Source organism: Streptomyces sp. NPDC002537, assembly GCF_053594975.1.
This window is the reverse complement of the sequence record NZ_JBSFWT010000081.1, coordinates 1-15742: the sequence shown is the minus strand read 5'-3', so window position 1 is coordinate 15742 and position 15742 is coordinate 1. Positions and strand designations below refer to the sequence as shown.

12 protein-coding genes and 1 pseudogene are annotated in these 15742 nt (G+C 72.9%); 2 read left to right on the top strand and 11 right to left on the bottom strand.

The features are described 5' to 3' along the window. Positions 1 to 72: 72 nt before the first annotated feature. Both ACWD4A_RS28295 and ACWD4A_RS28290 read right to left on the bottom strand, forming a co-directional pair. Complete coding sequence (locus ACWD4A_RS28295; protein WP_451198237.1) at positions 73 to 804, bottom strand: isocitrate lyase/PEP mutase family protein; 732 nt, start codon at positions 802 to 804, stop codon at positions 73 to 75. Further along, positions 804 to 1289: a carboxymuconolactone decarboxylase family protein gene (locus tag ACWD4A_RS28290; protein ID WP_451198236.1), complete on the bottom strand. Its 486-nt coding sequence runs from the start codon at positions 1287 to 1289 to the stop codon at positions 804 to 806. The genes ACWD4A_RS28295 and ACWD4A_RS28290 overlap by 1 nt, the downstream gene beginning before the upstream one ends. Positions 1290 to 1336: 47 nt before the next feature. On the opposite strand from ACWD4A_RS28290, the gene pdxR reads away from it, so the two are divergent. Further along, positions 1337 to 2785: a MocR-like pyridoxine biosynthesis transcription factor PdxR gene (gene pdxR, locus ACWD4A_RS28285; RefSeq protein WP_451198234.1), complete on the top strand. Its 1449-nt coding sequence runs from the start codon at positions 1337 to 1339 to the stop codon at positions 2783 to 2785. 42 nt (positions 2786 to 2827) lie between these two features. Here pdxR and ACWD4A_RS28280 read toward each other — a convergent pair whose 3' ends face one another. The 5 genes from ACWD4A_RS28280 to ACWD4A_RS28260 form a co-directional block, all read right to left on the bottom strand. Beyond that, complete coding sequence (locus ACWD4A_RS28280) at positions 2828 to 3802, bottom strand: ABC transporter substrate-binding protein (protein ID WP_451198232.1); 975 nt, start codon at positions 3800 to 3802, stop codon at positions 2828 to 2830. Next, entirely contained in the window at positions 3792 to 5813 is a 2022-nt protein-coding gene (locus ACWD4A_RS28275) for an ABC transporter permease (RefSeq protein ID WP_451198231.1), read from the bottom strand. Before ACWD4A_RS28275 ends, ACWD4A_RS28280 begins: the two co-directional genes overlap by 11 nt. A 64-nt stretch (positions 5814 to 5877) precedes the next feature. Continuing rightward, a complete protein-coding gene (locus ACWD4A_RS28270) occupies positions 5878 to 6945 on the bottom strand; it encodes a quaternary amine ABC transporter ATP-binding protein (protein WP_451198261.1) in 1068 nt (355 codons plus the stop codon). Between the two features lie 917 nt (positions 6946 to 7862). Beyond that, positions 7863 to 9425 carry a GMC family oxidoreductase gene (locus ACWD4A_RS28265; protein WP_451198230.1) on the bottom strand — a complete coding sequence of 521 codons (1563 nt, stop codon included), beginning with the start codon at positions 9423 to 9425 and terminating at the stop codon, positions 7863 to 7865. Positions 9426 to 9478: 53 nt separating this feature from the next. Beyond that, entirely contained in the window at positions 9479 to 10981 is a 1503-nt protein-coding gene (locus ACWD4A_RS28260) for an aldehyde dehydrogenase family protein (protein WP_451198228.1), read from the bottom strand. 206 nt (positions 10982 to 11187) lie between these two features. Between ACWD4A_RS28260 and ACWD4A_RS28255 the strand changes: the two genes are divergently transcribed. Next, the gene (locus tag ACWD4A_RS28255; protein ID WP_451198227.1) at positions 11188 to 11988 is read left to right on the top strand and encodes a hypothetical protein; all 801 of its coding nucleotides are present in this window, start codon (positions 11188 to 11190) and stop codon (positions 11986 to 11988) included. Between the two features lie 7 nt (positions 11989 to 11995). Here the strand turns inward: ACWD4A_RS28255 and ACWD4A_RS28250 are convergent, their stop codons facing one another. The 4 genes and pseudogenes from ACWD4A_RS28250 to ACWD4A_RS28235 all read right to left on the bottom strand — a co-directional run. Then, entirely contained in the window at positions 11996 to 12925 is a 930-nt protein-coding gene (locus tag ACWD4A_RS28250; RefSeq protein ID WP_451198225.1) for a hypothetical protein, read from the bottom strand. A 12-nt stretch (positions 12926 to 12937) separates the two neighbouring features. Beyond that, complete coding sequence (locus tag ACWD4A_RS28245) at positions 12938 to 13486, bottom strand: hypothetical protein (protein WP_451198224.1); 549 nt, start codon at positions 13484 to 13486, stop codon at positions 12938 to 12940. Next, positions 13483 to 15075, bottom strand: a complete 1593-nt coding sequence (locus ACWD4A_RS28240; RefSeq protein ID WP_451198222.1) for a hypothetical protein — start codon at positions 15073 to 15075, stop codon at positions 13483 to 13485. Before ACWD4A_RS28240 ends, ACWD4A_RS28245 begins: the two co-directional genes overlap by 4 nt. Before the next feature lie 211 nt (positions 15076 to 15286). Then, a pseudogene (locus ACWD4A_RS28235) lies at positions 15287 to 15742 on the bottom strand (malate dehydrogenase); the annotation flags it as partial.

The window sequence follows — 15742 nt, the reverse complement described above, 5'->3', positions numbered from 1 at the left end:
GCACCGGCCTGGGCCAGCGCTCCGCCGGAAGCGCGGTCATCCCGCTGCGGGCCGTCGGTGGCCGGTGGCGCGCTACCGGACCGACTCCCCCAGCCGTCCCGCCATCGCGTGGACCTCCGCGATCGCCCGGCGGTGGAGCCCGCCGCCGAACGTCACCCGGGTCGCCCCCAGCCGCCCCAGCTCACGCGCGGACGGTCCGTCGGGGAGGGCGAGCGCGTTGACGGGGACCCCGGCGCCCGCGGCGATCCGCGTCAGCAGGGCCGGTGGCGCCAGGATCGGGAAGACGCAGTCCGCACCGGCGGCCGCGTACAGCCGGGCCCGCTCCACCGCTGCCGCCACGTCCGGCTCGCGGCCCTTCAGAAAGACGTCGACGCGCGCGTTCAGGACGAGCGCGTCGCCCGCCGCGGCCCGTATCCCCGCCAGCCAAGCCGCCTGTTCGTGCGGGTCCTTGAGGCGGCCGGTGACGCGGTCCGTGTCCTCCAGGTTGCAGCCGACCGCGCCGGTCTCCAGGAGGCGGTCGACGAGTTCGCGGGGTGCGAGGCCGTAGCCGTCCTCCAGGTCGGCGGACACGGGGACGTCGACGGCCCGTGCGATCCGGGCGACCGCCGCGAACATCTCCTCCGGCGGGGCCTCGCCGTCCGCCCACCCCAGCGACGCCGAGACCCCCGCGCTCGGCGTGGCCAGGGCCGGGAAGCCCGCGTCGGCGAAGGCGCGGGCGCTGGCCGCGTCCCAGGGCCCGGGGAGGACGAGGGGCCGTTCCGGGCCCGCCGCGTGGTGGAGGGCCCGGAACGACGCGGCCGTCATCAGCGGACCTCGTACGCGCCCGGTGCCAGTCGGGTGCTGACCGCGATCCGGTTCCAGGAGTTGATGGTGACGATCAGGGAGATCAGGCGGGCCAGCTCCTCGTCGCCGAAGTGGCGGGCGGCCTCGTCGTAGACCTCGTCCGGCACACCGCCCGTGATGAGGGTGACGGCCTCGGTGAGGGCGAGGGCGGCCCGCTCCTTGCCGGTGTAGAAGTCGCCGGCCTCCCGCCAGGCGTTGAGGAGGTAGATGCGCTCCTCGGTCTCGCCCGCCTTCCGTGCGTCCTTCGTGTGCATGTCGAGGCAGAACGCGCAGTGGTTGAGCTGCGAGGAGCGGATCTGGACGAGCTCGACGAGGGACGGGTCGAGGTCCTTCGTGGCCGCCTTGTGCAGCGCGTACATCGCCTTGTTGACCTCGGGGGCCAGCTGGTGGAGGAACATCCGGGGGCCGTGGCTGTGCGTCGTGTCGTTCGTCGTGTCGTTCGTCATGGGTACAACACTAGGGCCGCTTTAGCCCACAGGTATGGTCCATTTCCATGGAGAAAACGTGGGCCATTCCGAAGGACGGCGAGGGCGGCGAGGACGGCAAGGGCAGCGCTTCGGGTGCCGATCTGCATCTGGACCTGTCCGGGCCCGGCGGCGTCCGCGCGTCCCTCATCCGCGCCCTGCGCGACGCCGTCCGTACGGGCAGGCTCGCCCCCGGTACCCGGCTGCCTCCCTCCCGTTCCCTGGCCGTCGATCTCGGGCTGGCCCGGAACACCGTCGCCGACGCGTACGGCGAGCTCGTCGCCGAGGGCTGGCTCACCGCCCGGCAGGGCTCGGGCACCCGGGTGGCCCGGAGGGCGGCGCCCCGGGCGCCCGAGCGCCGTACCGCGCTGCCCCGTACCGCCCCCCGTCCCACGTACGACCTGCGCGGCGGCACCGCCGACGTCTCCGCCTTCCCCCGCGCCGCCTGGCTGACTGCGGCGCGCCGGGCGCTGGCCGCGGCCCCGCACGAGGCGTTCGGCCACGTCGACGAGCGCGGCCGCGTCGAGCTGCGGACCGCTCTCGCGGACTATCTGTCCCGGGCCCGCGGCGTGCACGCGGACCCGGAGCGCATCGTGGTGTGCGCGGGCTTCACCCAGGGGCTGGCCCTGCTGAGCCGGGTGCTGCGGGAGCGCGGGACGCGCGAGCTGGCCGTCGAGGAGTACGGGCTCTGGTTCCACCGCGACGCCCTCGCCCGGTACGGGCTGCGCACCTCCGCGCTGACCATCGATCAATTCGGGGCGCGTGTCGAGGAGTTGGAGGGCAGCAGGAACACGCGGGCGGTCCTGCTCACCCCCGCGCACCAGTTCCCGACGGGCGTCCCCCTGCACGCCGACCGGCGTACGGCGGTCGTCGACTGGGCGGTGCGCAACGGCGCGCTGATCCTGGAGGACGACTACGACGGCGAATTCCGCTACGACCGCCAGCCCGTCGGCTGTCTCCAGGGCCTCAACCCCGAACGCGTCGTCTACTGCGGCACGGCGAGCAAATCCCTCGCGCCCGGACTGCGGCTCTCCTGGATGGTGCTGCCGGAGCATCTGGTGGGCGACGTGGTGAAGCTGAAGCAGGCGGGCGAGTGGAGTTCGGGGGCGCTCGACCAGCTCACGCTGGCGGAGCTGATCACCAGCGGGGCGTACGACCGGCACGTACGGGCGATGCGGCTGCGGTACCGGCGGCGCCGGGACCAGCTGGTGTCGGCGCTGGCGGAGCACGCCCCGCACATCCGGGTGACCGGTATCGCGGCGGGCCTGCACGCCGTGCTCTCCCTGCCGCCCGGCACGGAACGCTCCACGGTGCAGTCCGCCGCGTGGGAGGGGCTGGCCCTGGAGGGCCTGTCCCGCTTCCGCCAAGGGACTTCGACAGGGGCGGAGGGCCTGGTGGTGGGGTACGGGACGCCGCCCGACCACGCGTTCGCGGGGGCGCTGGAGGCGCTGCTGCGGGTGCTGCCGACGGCGGGGTGACCGTACCGGAGCCGGTACGGTCACCCCCTTCTCCCTACCGCCTCAGGGCAGCCACTTCTTCCAGACGTCCGGGTGCGCCTGGACCCACTTCTTCGCCGCCTCGTCGGCGGAGAGCTTGTCCTCCGCCATCAGCTGGGAGACCTCGTTCTGGTCGTCCTTGGTCCAGCGGAAGTTGTGGAGGAAGCGGGCCGCCTTGCCGCCCTTGCGCGTGAACTCCGCGTTGAAGAACTTCTTCAACGGCGTCGTCGGATAGGCGCAGTCCACTGTGGCCGGGTCCGCCGCCCCCTTCTCCGCGCACGCGGACGTGTACCCGGGCAGCTTCACCTCCACCATCGGCACCTCGTTGAAGAGCCACTGCGGCTCGTACCAGTAGGTGAGGAACGGCTTCCGGTCCTTGGCGAACTGCTTGATCTGGGTGATCTGCGCCGCCTCGGAACCGGCGAACACCACCTGGTAGTCCAGGCCGAGGTTCTTCACCAGCGCCTTGTCGTTGGTGACGTACGACGGGGAGCCGTCGAGCAGCTGGCCCTTGCCGCCGCTCTCGGACGTGCGCAGCTGGGAGGCGTACTTGTTGAGGTTCTTCCAGTCCAGGACGTCCGGGTGGGCGTCGGCGAAGTACTTGGGCACGAACCAGCCGATGTGTCCGGTGACCCCGAGGTCGCCGCCGGGCGCGATCGTCTTCTTGTCCTCGACGTACCGCTTCTCCTGCGCCGGGTGGCCCCAGTCCTCCAGGATCGCGTCGACGCGGCCCTGGCTGAGCGCGTCCCAGGCGGGCACCTCGTCGACCTGTACGGTGTCGACGCGGTAGCCCAGCTCGTGCTCCAACAGGTACGTCGCGACGGCCGCGTTGGCGCGCGCGCCCACCCACGACTGCACGGACAGGGTGACGGTCTTCGTGCCCTGCGCGGCGGCGTACGGGGACGACTGCCTGGTCATGTCGGCCGCGCCGCAGCCGGTGACGGCGAGCAGCCCGAGGGCGCTCGCAGCCACGATCCACTTGCTTCGCTTAAGCGCCATCACTCGCTCCCTTCGTGGGCTGGGTGACCCGGTCGAGCATCAGCCCCAGGCAGACGATCGCCGCACCGGCGACGAGCCCCGTGGCCAGGTCGCCCTGGGCGAGACCGAACACCACCTCGTAGCCGAGCGCGCCGCCGCCGACGAGGCCGCCGATGATGACGACGGACAGCACCAGCACCACGGCCTGGTTGACGGCCAGCAGCAACTCGGGCCGGGCCAGCGGGAACTGCACCTGGCGCAGCTGCTGCCCGCCGGTCGCGCCCAGCGACCGCGCGGACTCCAGGGCCCCCGGGTTGACCTGCCGCAGGCCCTGGCCCGCGATGCGGACGACGGCGGGCAGCGCGTAGACGATCGCGGCCGCCGCGGCCGGGGCCCGGCCGACGCCGAACAGGGCGACGACGGGGATCAGGTACACGAACTGGGGCATCGTCTGGCAGACGTCCAGGACCGGACGCAGCAGCCGCTCCACGCGCTCGCTGCGCGCGACGGGCACGGCGATCGCGAACCCGAGCACGAGCGTCACGGCCACCGCCGCCAGCACCTGGGAGAGGGTGTCCAGGGACATCTCCCAGCGCCCGAGCACGCCGATCGCGGCGAGCGCCAGGACCGCCGTCAGGGCGGTGCGCCAGGTGCCGATGAGCCACGCGAGGGCGGCGACGATCAGCAGGGCGCCCCACCAGGGGACGGCCTGGAGGCCGTCGCGCAGCGGGTCGAGGACCCAGCCGGTGTAGTGGGCGGACCAGTCGGCGGTGCCGCCGATGCCCGGCAGGCCGGTGTAGAGGTGGTCGACCATCCAGTCCTTGGCGGTGTTGACGGGCCCGGCGACGGCGACGGTCCAGCTGTCGGGCCAGGTCCGGGAGTCGGCCAGCCGTCCGGCCACGGCCGCCGCCGCGACGACCAGGGCGCCGGTGGCCCATACCGTCGCCGTGCGGGTGCGGCTCCACGAGGGGTTCCGGTCCGCGGGACGGCTGCCCACGGACCGGTCCATCACGATCGCCAGGAGGACGATCGGGATGCCCGCCGCCAGGGCGCTGCCCACGTCCACCGTGGAGAGCGCCTGGTAGACGCGGTCGCCCAGGCCGTCGGCGCCGATGACGGACGCGATGACGGCCATGGACAGGGCCATCATGATGGTCTGGTTGACGCCGAGGAGCAGTTCGCGGCGGGCCATGGGGAGGCGTGCCGTCAGCAGCCGCTGGCGGCCGGTCGCGCCGAGCGACTCGACGGCCTCCAGGACGCCCTTGTCGGTCGAGCGCAGCCCGAGCGCGGTGAGCCGGGCCATCGGCGGGGCCGCGTAGACGACCGTCGCGAGGACGGCGGGCGCCACCCCGATGCCGAAGACCAGGACGACGGGCATGAGGTACGCGAAGGCGGGCAGCGCCTGCATCGTGTCCAGTACGGGCCGCAGGGCGCGGAACGTACGGTCCGACACGCCCGCCACGAGCCCCAGCAGCGCGCCCACCGCGACGGACGCGGCGACGGCGACGACCATCAGCGCGAGCGTCCGCATCGTCGGCACCCACATGCCGAGGGCGCCGCACGCGGCGAACGACAGCAGGGCGGTCACGGCGGGCCGCGTGCCCGCGAGCCGCCAGGCGAGCAGGGTGGCCCCCGCGGTCACCCCGGCCCAGCCGAGGGCGAGCAGCACCGTGTAGACGGCGTGCACGGCGGCGATGATCGCGCCGCTGATGTGGCCGAAGAAGTAGAGGAAGAGCCAGTGGCTGTCGCGGTTGTCGATGATCCAGTCGTTGGCCCTGCCGAGCGGCCCGCTCAGGTCGACGGTCAGCGCGTGCGGCCAACTGCCGCTGCCCCACATGGCCGCCGCCACGGGCACCAGGACGGCGGCCGCGACGGCGAGCACGAGGAGTTTGCGGGCGGCGGGGTTCCGGGTGAGAGCGCGCGGGCGCTCGTCCTGGCGGACGGGAGCGGTGTCGCCGCCCGCGGGCGCGGCGGGCGGTGCGGACACGGCGGTGTCGGGGGCCGTGTCGGCGGGGGTGGTCGTGACGCTCATGCGGGGCTCCCGTCCGGGCGGGTGGCGGTGGCGGGGCGCACGGCCGCGCGATACGCGTACTCCGTCATGCCGCCGCCCGCCCGTCGCCGTCCAGCCCGGCCACCACGCCGAGCAGGCTGCGGTGGTCCACGATGCCCAGACAGCGGCCGTCGTCCACGACGCGGGCCGCGGAGCCCGTACGGGCGACGGTCCCGATCGCGTCGGCGACCGTCGTCGCCGGGGTGAGGGCGGGGCCCGCGGCCTCCTCGCCCGGGAGGGCGGGCCGCATCGCGCGGCGGACCGTGAGGACCTGCTCGCGCGGCACGTCGCGGACGAAGTCGCGGACGTAGTCGTCGGCCGGGGAGCCCACGATCTCCTCCGGCGTACCGCACTGGACGACACGGCCCGCGCGCATCAGCGCGATGCGGTCGCCGACGCGCAGCGCCTCGGACAGGTCGTGGGTGATGAAGACCATCGTGCGGCCCTCGTCGCGGTGCAGGCGGACGACCTCCTCCTGCATGTCACGGCGGATCAGCGGGTCGAGGGCGCTGAACGGCTCGTCGAAGAGCAGGACTTCGGGGTCGGCGGCGAGCGCGCGGGCGAGGCCGACGCGCTGCTGCTGGCCGCCGGAGAGCTGGGTGGGACGGCGCCCCTCCAGACCGGCGAGGCCCACCTTCTCCACCATCTCGCCCGCCTTGGCCCGGCGTTCGGCCCGGCCGACGCCCTGGATCTCCAGGCCGTAGGCGACGTTGTCGAGGACGGTGCGGTGCGGGAGCAGCCCGAAGTGCTGGAAGACCATGGCGGCCCGGTGGCGGCGCAGTTCACGGAGGGCACCGCCGTCCATGCCGCACACGTCCTCGCCGTCGATGGCGATGGTTCCGGACGTCGGCTCGATGAGCCGGGTCAGACAGCGGACGAGCGTGGACTTGCCGGAGCCGGACAGCCCCATGACGACGAAGACCTCGCCCTGCCGGACGTCGAAGGACACGTCGCGGACGGCGACGGTGCAGTTCGCCTCCCGGCGCAGGTCCTCGGCCGACAACTCGGCGAGCGAACTCCCGGGCACGCGGGTGGCCTTCGGCCCGAACACCTTCCACAGGTTCCGCACGGAGAACACGGGGGGTGCGCTGCGCGGCTCCGCCGCGGCCGGCAGGGGGGCACCCGACCCGCATCCGCCCGGCGCGGCACACTGAACACCACCTTGACCGACGGCGGGGTCCGCCCCGCCTGCCACGGGGCCACCCGCCACGACGGCGGCACCGTCCGCGCCCTGGGCGTTCACACGCGCCTCCGCCGCGGCCCGAGCACCGTCACGCGGCGCAGCCGCGACCTTCTCACCTGCCGGGACGGCGATGCCATCCGGACCGGCAGACCGGCCCACTCCAAACGACTCCGCCGCACCCGGCACGGGGCCACCCGCCGCGACAGCGGCGTCGGCCGCACCTGGGCGGTATCCGTCCAGCGCGGCACTCCGAGCACCGGCCGGATCCGTCCCACCCGGCACGGGGTCGCCGGCCGTGGCCGATCTGTGTTCGCCCGGCGCGGTGTCCTGAGCATCGCCCTGATCGGCGACCGGGCCCGTCGGGCGCGAGGCGCCATCGGCCGCGGCGGCTGCCGTGCCCGACGCGGCCTCGGCGCCCGCACGCGGCGCTACCGCGTCCCGCTCGGCAGCCCGATCCGTCGCACGCGACACGAAGTCACTCGCCGTGACGGCGGCACCGGCAGCGCCCGGCGCGTAAGCGTCCTGCGCGGCGCGCCGAGCATCCCGGCCGACAGGCCGGTCCGCCGCACGCGGCGCCGCAGCGCTCGACGCGACCTGGGCGCCCGCACTCGGCTCCGTCGCACCACGGTCCGTCGCACGCGAAGCGCCATCAGCCGTACCGGACGCGGCCCGAGCGTCGGCAGGCGGCGCAGCCGCAACCCGCTCACCCGCCGGAACGGCGACGGCATCCCGGCCGGCAGGCCCGTCCGTCGCACGCGGCACGGCCGCGGTACCCGCACGCGACTCCGTCGCGTCCCGCTCACCCGCCGCGGCAGCGGCCGCCGCGCCGGCGGTTATGTCGTCGCCCATCAGGCGTCACCCCCATCCGGCGCGCCTGCCGCAAGCAACAGCTCGGCGCACCTCTCGCCCACCATCAGGACGCCGATCATCGGGTTGACGGCGGGCATCGTCGGGAAGACGGAGGCGTCGGCGATGCGGATGCCGTCGAGGCCTCGGATGCGCAACTGCGGGTCGACCACGGCGAGTTCGTCGGTCGCGGCGCCCATGCGGCAGGTGCCCGCCGGGTGGTAGACGGTGTGCGCGACCTTGCGCGCGTACTCGCTGATGTCCTCGTCCGAGGTGATCTCCGGGCCGGGGCAGACCTCGCGCTTGAGCCAGCCGGCGAGCGGTTCCCGCTTGGCTATCTCGCGGGCGATGCGGATGCCGTCGACGAGGGTGCGGCCGTCGTAGTCGTCCTCGTCCGTGAAGTAGCGGAAGTCGAGGGCGGGTTTGACGGACGGGTCGGCGCTGGTGAGGTGGAGGCGGCCGCGGCTGCGCGGCTTGGGGATGTTGGGGGTCATCGACACGCCGTGCGCGGGCTTCTCGTAGCCGAGGCGTTCGGGGTTGTCGGTGAACGGGATCTGGTAGAAGTGGAACATCAGGTCCGGGCCCGCGGACTCCGGGTCGCGGCGGACGAAGAGGCCCGCGTCGGAGTCCATCGCCGAGTTCTCGGGGATCGGCCCGTTCGTCTCCCACACGATGACCGACTCGGGGTGGTCGAGAAGGTTCTCGCCGACGCCCGGCAGGTCGTGGACGACGGGGATGCCCAGCGCGTCCAGGTCTGTCTTGGGGCCGATGCCGGAGTGCAGCAGCAGTCGCGGGGTGTCGACGGCCCCCGCGCACAGCAGGACCTCGCGGCCCGCCTCGACGAGGAGTTCCTCGCCGTCCTCGGTGCGGACGCGCACCCCGGTGGCGCGGGTGCCGTCGAGCTCCAGCCGGTACGCCCAGGTCTCCAGCAGGATACGGAGGTTGGGGCGGTCGCCGGCCTCGATGTGCGGGTGCAGGTAGGCGACGGAGGCGGAGGAGCGCTTGTTGTTCTCGGGGTGGTAGGCGAGGTCGAAGAAGCCGACGCCTTCGTGGAACGGCCGCTTGTTGAAGCCCTCGACGCGCGGCACGTCGATGGCGGTCCGGGCGGCCTCCACGAAGTCGCGGGCGATGGCGTTGCGGTCCTTCTCGTCCACGGCGACGATGTTGTTGCGCAGCCGGGTGAAGTACGGCTCCATGGCGCCGGCGTCCCAGCCCTCGGCGCCCGCGGCCACCCACTCGTCCCAGTCGCCGGGCAGCGGCTTGAAGGCGATCAGGGTGTTGTGGGAGGAGCAGCCGCCGAGGACCCGGGCCCGGCTGTGCCGGATGTGGGAGTTGCCGCGCGGCTGTTCGGTCGTCGGGTAGTCGTAGTCGAGGTCGCCGCCGAGCAGTCCGAGCCAGCGGCGCAGCGTGAGCACGTCGGGCCGGTCCATGTCGGTGGGGCCGCCCTCGATGACGACGACGGACGTCGTGGGGTCCTCGGCGAGGCGGGAGGCGATCACCGATCCTGCGGTGCCGCCGCCGACGACGACGTAGTCAGCGGTGATCTTCTGGACTGCGGGGGGCATGGGGGTACTCCTCGGGGCAGAAAGGTTCTTCGCGTCGGATCCTGCGGGCGGCCTCAGCCGGCGAACCAGCGCACCGGCTCGGGGGCGAGGTTCTGATAAATGTGCTTCGCCTCGCGGTACTCCGCCAGACCCGTGGGGCCGAGCTCGCGGCCCGTGCCGGACTTGCCGAAGCCGCCCCACTCCGCCTGCGGCAGGTAGGGGTGGTAGTCGTTGATCCATACGGTGCCGTGGCGGAGCCGCCCGGCGACGCGGCGGGCCCGCCCGGCGTCCTGGGTCCAGACGGCGCCCGCGAGGCCGTACTCGGTGTCGTTGGCGAGCGCGACGGCCTCGTCCTCGGTGCGGAAGGTCTCGACGGTCAGGATCGGCCCGAAGGTCTCCTCGCGGACGACCGTCATGTCGCGGTGGCAGTGGTCGAGGACGGTCGGCGCGTAGAAGTAGCCGGTGGCGGGGCGGACGTCGCCCGGCTCGGGCCGGGCACCGCCGCAGCGCAGCACGGCGCCCTCGGCGAGCGCGGAGGCGACGTACGCCTCGGTCTTGTCGAGCTGCTGCGCGGAGACGAGCGGGCCGCACTCGACGCCCTTCTCGGTGCCCCGGCCCAGCCTGATCCGCTCGGCGCGGCGGGCGAGTTCGGCGACGAACCGGTCGCGCACGGACTCCTCGACGATGAGCCGGGAGCCGGCGGAGCAGACCTGGCCGCTGTGGATGAAGGCGGCGTTGAGCGCCTGGTCGACGGCGGTGTCGAAGTCCTCGTCGGTGGCGCAGGCGTCGGCGAAGACGACGTTGGGGTTCTTGCCGCCGAGTTCGAGGGCGACCTTCTTCACGCTCGGGGCGGCCGCCCGGGCGACCTTGACGCCGCTGGCGAGTCCGCCGGTGAAGGAGACGAGGTCGACGTCGGGGTGCTCGGACAGCCGGGCGCCCACGGGGTCGCCCGCGCCGGTGACCAGGTTGGCGACGCCCGCGGGCAGCCCGGCCTCGGCGAGCAGCCGGACGAGGTGCACGGTCGACAGCGGGGTGACCTCGCTGGGCTTGACGACGAAGGTGTTGCCGGCGGCGAGCGCCGGGGCGATCTTCCAACTGGCCTGGAGCAGCGGGTAGTTCCAGGGGGTGATCAGCGCGCAGACGCCGACCGGTTCGTGCACGACGACGCTGTGGACCTCGTCGGAGCCCGCGTCCACGACGCGCCCGGCGCCCTCGGCCACCACCAGGTCGGCGAAGTAGCGGAAGGAGTTGGTGACGTCGTCGACGTCGATCCGGCCCTCCTCCAGGGTCTTGCCGGTGTCGCGGCTCTCGGTCAGCGCGATGGTCTCGCGGTCGCGCTGGAGGAGGTCGGCCACGCGGCGCAGCAGCGCGGCCCGTTCGGCGACGGGGGTGCGCGGCCAGGTGCCGGTGTCGAAGGCGCGGCGCGCGGCGGCCACCGCGGCGTCGGTGTCGTCGGCGCCGCCCTCCGCGACCATGGCGAGCGTCGTGGCGTCGGCGGGGTCGAGGACCTCCCGCTGCGCGCCGGACGCGGCGGCACGCCACACCCCGTCCACGTGGATGGTCTCGACTGACGACATGTCTTTCTGCCTTCCGGTCTCCGGGCGAATACGGCTGCCGGTCGGAGACCTCTCCGGCCGGCAACGGGACGCGCCTAACCAGAAAGCGACAACATATGTCACTTCTTTACCTAAGAGTGACCCGAGTCACTCATTTCTCGCTACTGGCGGGTAAGGCGGCGGGTTAGCGTCGGCCGGTGAAGAACACGCACGTAATACGGGGGACCATGACGGCTGTCGCATGCGCGGCCGCACTGGTCGGCATATCCGCCTGCGGCAACGACGGCGGCGGCGACAAGCCTCAGCACGACGCGACACCCGCCCCGGCGGCCTCCTCGGCCAAGCCCGCGAAGGGCGGGCTCGACGGCCTGTCCGCCCAGGAGATATCCAGGAAGGCGCAGTCGGCGCTCGGCGCGGCCAAGTCGCTGCACCTGAAGCAGGACAACAACGAGACCGACAAAAGCATACAGATGGACCTTTTCTCGGACACCAAGGGCAACTGCGACGCCAAGGTCAGCAACAAGGACGAGGGCACCAACACCATCGTCAAGCGCGACAACAAGGTCTGGATGAAGCCCGACTCCACCATGATGGAGAAGAAGTACGGCGCGTCGAAGGCACCGGCCGCCCAGGGCGTGCTCAAGGACCGCTACATCACCGGCAGCGACAACGACCCGATGCTGGCCAAGCCGTCCAAGGTCTGTCAGCTGCTCCCCACGATGGAGACCAAGATCCTCGCGGACGACACGTCCAAGGACAAGCTGACCAAGGACGCGCCGACCACGGTCGAGGGGGTGCCGGTCGTCACGCTGAAGGGGACGACCGCCCAGGGCAGCCAGATGACGATGTACGTCGCCTCCGAAGGCACGCCGTACCCGATGAAGATCGTGGACGTCAAGGACGGCAGGACCACCACGTCGCTGCTCTCGGACTACGACAAGCCGGTCCCGGCCACGACGCCCTCGGCGGCCGAGTCCATCGACGCAGTGGAGTTCCGCGCGCAGGTCAAGGCCGCCGAGCACGCCTGATCCTCCGTCACCCCCCGCCCGCGCAGTAGCCGGTCGGGCAGAACGAGTTCAGCAGCACGCTGAACACCTTCTCGTGCGCCGACCAGTTGTCGTCGGGCCCGGCCACCAGCAGCGCGTACTGCTGGTGGTCGGCCGCGGCCAGGTCGTGCAGGATCACGTGCCGGGTGCCGTTGTCGCGCGTGTAGGTGTACTCCAGCTCCGCCGAGCCGTCACCGAGCCGGACCATCTTGATCCTGCGGTAGCCCGGGTTGCTGGACATGTTGGCCTCGGTCGCCACGATCGCCTGTTCCGGCGTGGCCTCGGGGCCGTGCAGCGGGTACACCTGGACGAAGCTCTCCCCGCCGGCCGCCTTGAAGTAGACGCTGGTGCCGTCCGAGCTGCGCTGCCACCCCTGCGGCACGTCGAGCGTGATGCCCTCGGGGTCCCGTGTGTGCACATACCCGGCGGGCGCACCGCCCGAGCCGCCGCCCCCGGAGGTGTCGGTCGGAGGTGCGGTTGGCTCGGCCGGCGGCGTGGTCGGCACATAGGACGGCTCGTCCGAGGAGCCGCCGACGCCGCCGACGCCGCTGCCGCCGCTGCCGCCGCTGCCGCCGCTGCCGCCGCCCGTGACGGTCGCCCCTCCGTACGTCGGGCTGGGCACCTCAGGGGCAGTCACGGAGGGCAGCCCGCCGCCCCCGGAAGTGCCGCCGCTGTCGTCCTGGGTGCCCTTCCAGATCCCGAAGCCGAGACCGCCCGCGAGCACCACGCCCGCCAGCACCCCGGCCAGGATCGCCGCGTGCGACGGCCCCGCCGGGACGTCGTCCGCGGGCACCGGCGGGCCCAACGGGTAGTCCGGCCGGGTCGGTTCGTACTCGACCGGCTCACCCGGATAGCGTCCTCCCCCGGGCGGCGGGTCGTCGTCCACCCACTGCTGCAGATCCGCGTCCCAGCGGCTCATGTGCCCGCCCCCTCACGCCAGCAGCTGGCTGATCGCGTGGACGAGCTCCAGCGCCGACGCCAGACCCGCGACGAGCGGGGCCCCGCCGCTCAGCAGGGACCGCAGCCGCTCCAGCCTGCCCCGGTCCGCCCGGCCGGTCCGTTCGGCCTCCTCCTCCAGCTCCGCCAGCTCGCTGTCGACCACGTCGAGCCCGTCGCCCTCCGACCGTACGAGCAACGGCAGTTGGCCGCGCAGCGCGCGCACCGCCGTGAGCAGCGCCGCCGGTACGGGCAGCGGCTCGCGCGCGGCGTCGACGGCTTCGGCCCCGTCGCCCGCGGCGACCGCGCCGCCCTGCAACTCCCCCACCGCGACGCCGCCTTCACCGGGCACCCGCTGCGGCACGGGGGCTAAGCCGTCCCCTCTGGCCGGGGGCCGGGCGACGCGCTCCGAACGGTCCTCCGCGCGGGCCCTGCGGCCGGCCGCGACCGCGCCACCGGTCATCCGGCCGATGGCGACGCCACCGCCCTGCCGCTGCGCCTGGCCGTGCTCCCGGCCGGCGTCCTGTTCCCTCTGGTCCGTCATGATCCCCCGCTCTTCGTGGTGCTCTTGGCCTGCGCCCCGGCGCCCGCGGCGACCGCGCCGCCGCTCATCGAGCCGATGAAGACGCCGCCCTCGCTGATCTGCACGATCTGCTTCTCGAACTGATCGGTCTCGAAGCCCTGTGAACGCAGGGCCTCCCGCACGCCGCTCGCGATCCGGTCCTGGACCGTCTTCACATAGCGGCTGATGTCCATCTCCTGGAACAGTGACACCGACTGTGTGCCGCCCAGTTCCCGCACCGAGGTCGCCGGGCCGTCCGGCAGCGCGCGCTGCGGTTCGGCCAGCCAGGTGCGGAAACCGGAGACGCCCGCGCGGACCGTGGAGACAGCGGCCGCGAATCCGGCGGCGGGCCCGCTCAGCAGCGCCCGTACGCCGTCGCGCAGCAGGTCGTCCTCGTCGCGCGCCGCGATCACGTCGACCGCCCGGAACTCCGGCCTGATGGGCGTCAGGACGTGCGGCACCACCTCCAGCACCAGCATCCCGCCCTGGGTGTGCACCCTGACCAGGATCGTCACCACGACCTGCTCGTCCCAGGCGCCGATGCGCACCCGCAGGAAGTAGCGGCGGGCCTCGCCGCCCTCGTCGACCGACTCGGCGACGTGCCGCGACACGGTGGCGTCCGCGAGGTCGAGCCGGGGCCGCGGCGGGCCGACCGGCAGATAGACGAACTCCTCGATCTCCAGGTCCTTCAGCCGGTCCCGGCTGGTCTCGGCGGCGCTCTGCCGCAGCGCCTCCAGACGGGGCCGGACCAGGTCCACGACCGTACGGCCGGTGAAGGGCGCCGCCCCGTCGGCCGGTGCGCCGATGTCCTCGCGCCGCTTGAGCTCCAGGGCGAACGACCAGGGCTCGTAGGGCTTCCCCATGCCGATGAAGGGACGGCCCGCGTCGTAGATGGTCAGCCCCGCGTACTGCTCGCGGTCGACGGCCCGCGCGATCCGCTGGTGGTACGAGGTCGTCGGCACGGCCCTGGGCGCCACGAGGAACCCCTCGCGGCTCAGCTCGGTGCGCATCACGTCCGCCACCCGCGTGCGGTGCGCCCACACGGGGAGGACCAGCAGCAGCGGGAGGACGACGCCGACCCAGTTGCCCGAGCCCGTGACGAGCGAGTAGAGCGCGTACAGCCAGTAGGCGACCGCCAGCACCGCCGGGACGACGGGGACCAGCGAGCGCACGTTCCCCTTCATCGCCTCGCGCATGGTGCGCTTGTCGACCACGTACACGGACGAACCGCGCCCCACGGAAGCCGCGGCGGACCACTGGAAGAAGCTCACCAGCGCGTACAGCCCGGCCCAGATCGGGACGCCCTCGTCGGTGGCGCCCACCTCGATGCCGATGAAAGTGCCCCAGAGGGCGAGGAGTAACAGCGCCGTCCGCGCGTCCTGTCTGCGGGCGCGCAACGCGTGCGCGAGCACCGGCACGACATCGACCCCGAGCGACGGCGCTATCGGCCGCTCCTCGTGCTCCACCAGTTCCTCGATCACGCGCCGGCGGAACTCGATGTCCAGATATGTCCCCGCACAGAGCAGCCTCGTGGCATCGGTGCGGGAATCCTGTCGAACAGGTGTTGTCACACGTCCCCCGATCGTCGAACTCACCCTCGAATTAACGGGAGTTGACAGATTTTCGGAGAACTCAGAATAAGCCGAACGGCCCGCCATCGACCCCGGTCGGGGGTGAATGGCGGGCCGGAAATCGACGCGTACGGGCGTACGTCGGTAAGCCTGTACGAATCCGATCGGTCAGCCTCTGTCAGGCTCGATCGGCATGCTCGATCGGGCTCGATCAGATGAGGCCGAGGGCGCGCACCGCGTCGCGCTCCTCGATGAGCTCCTGCACGGAGGCGTCGATGCGGGTGCGGGAGAACTCGTTGATGTCCAGACCCTGGACGATCTCGTACTTGCCGTCCTTCGTGGTGACCGGGAAGGAGGAGATGATGCCCTCGGGCACGCCGTAGGAGCCGTCCGACGGGATGCCCATCGAGGTCCAGTCGCTGGCGGCGGTGCCGTTGACCCAGGTGTGGACGTGGTCGATGGCGGCGTTGGCGGCGGAGGCGGCGGAGGACGCGCCGCGGGCCTCGATGATCGCCGCGCCGCGCTTGGCGACGGTCGGGATGAAGGTGTCGGCCAGCCACTGCTCGTCGTTGACGGTCTCGGCGGCGTTCTTGCCCGCGACCTCGGCGTGGAAGATGTCGGGGTACTGGGTGGCGGAGTGGTTGCCCCAGATCGTCAGCCTGCGGAT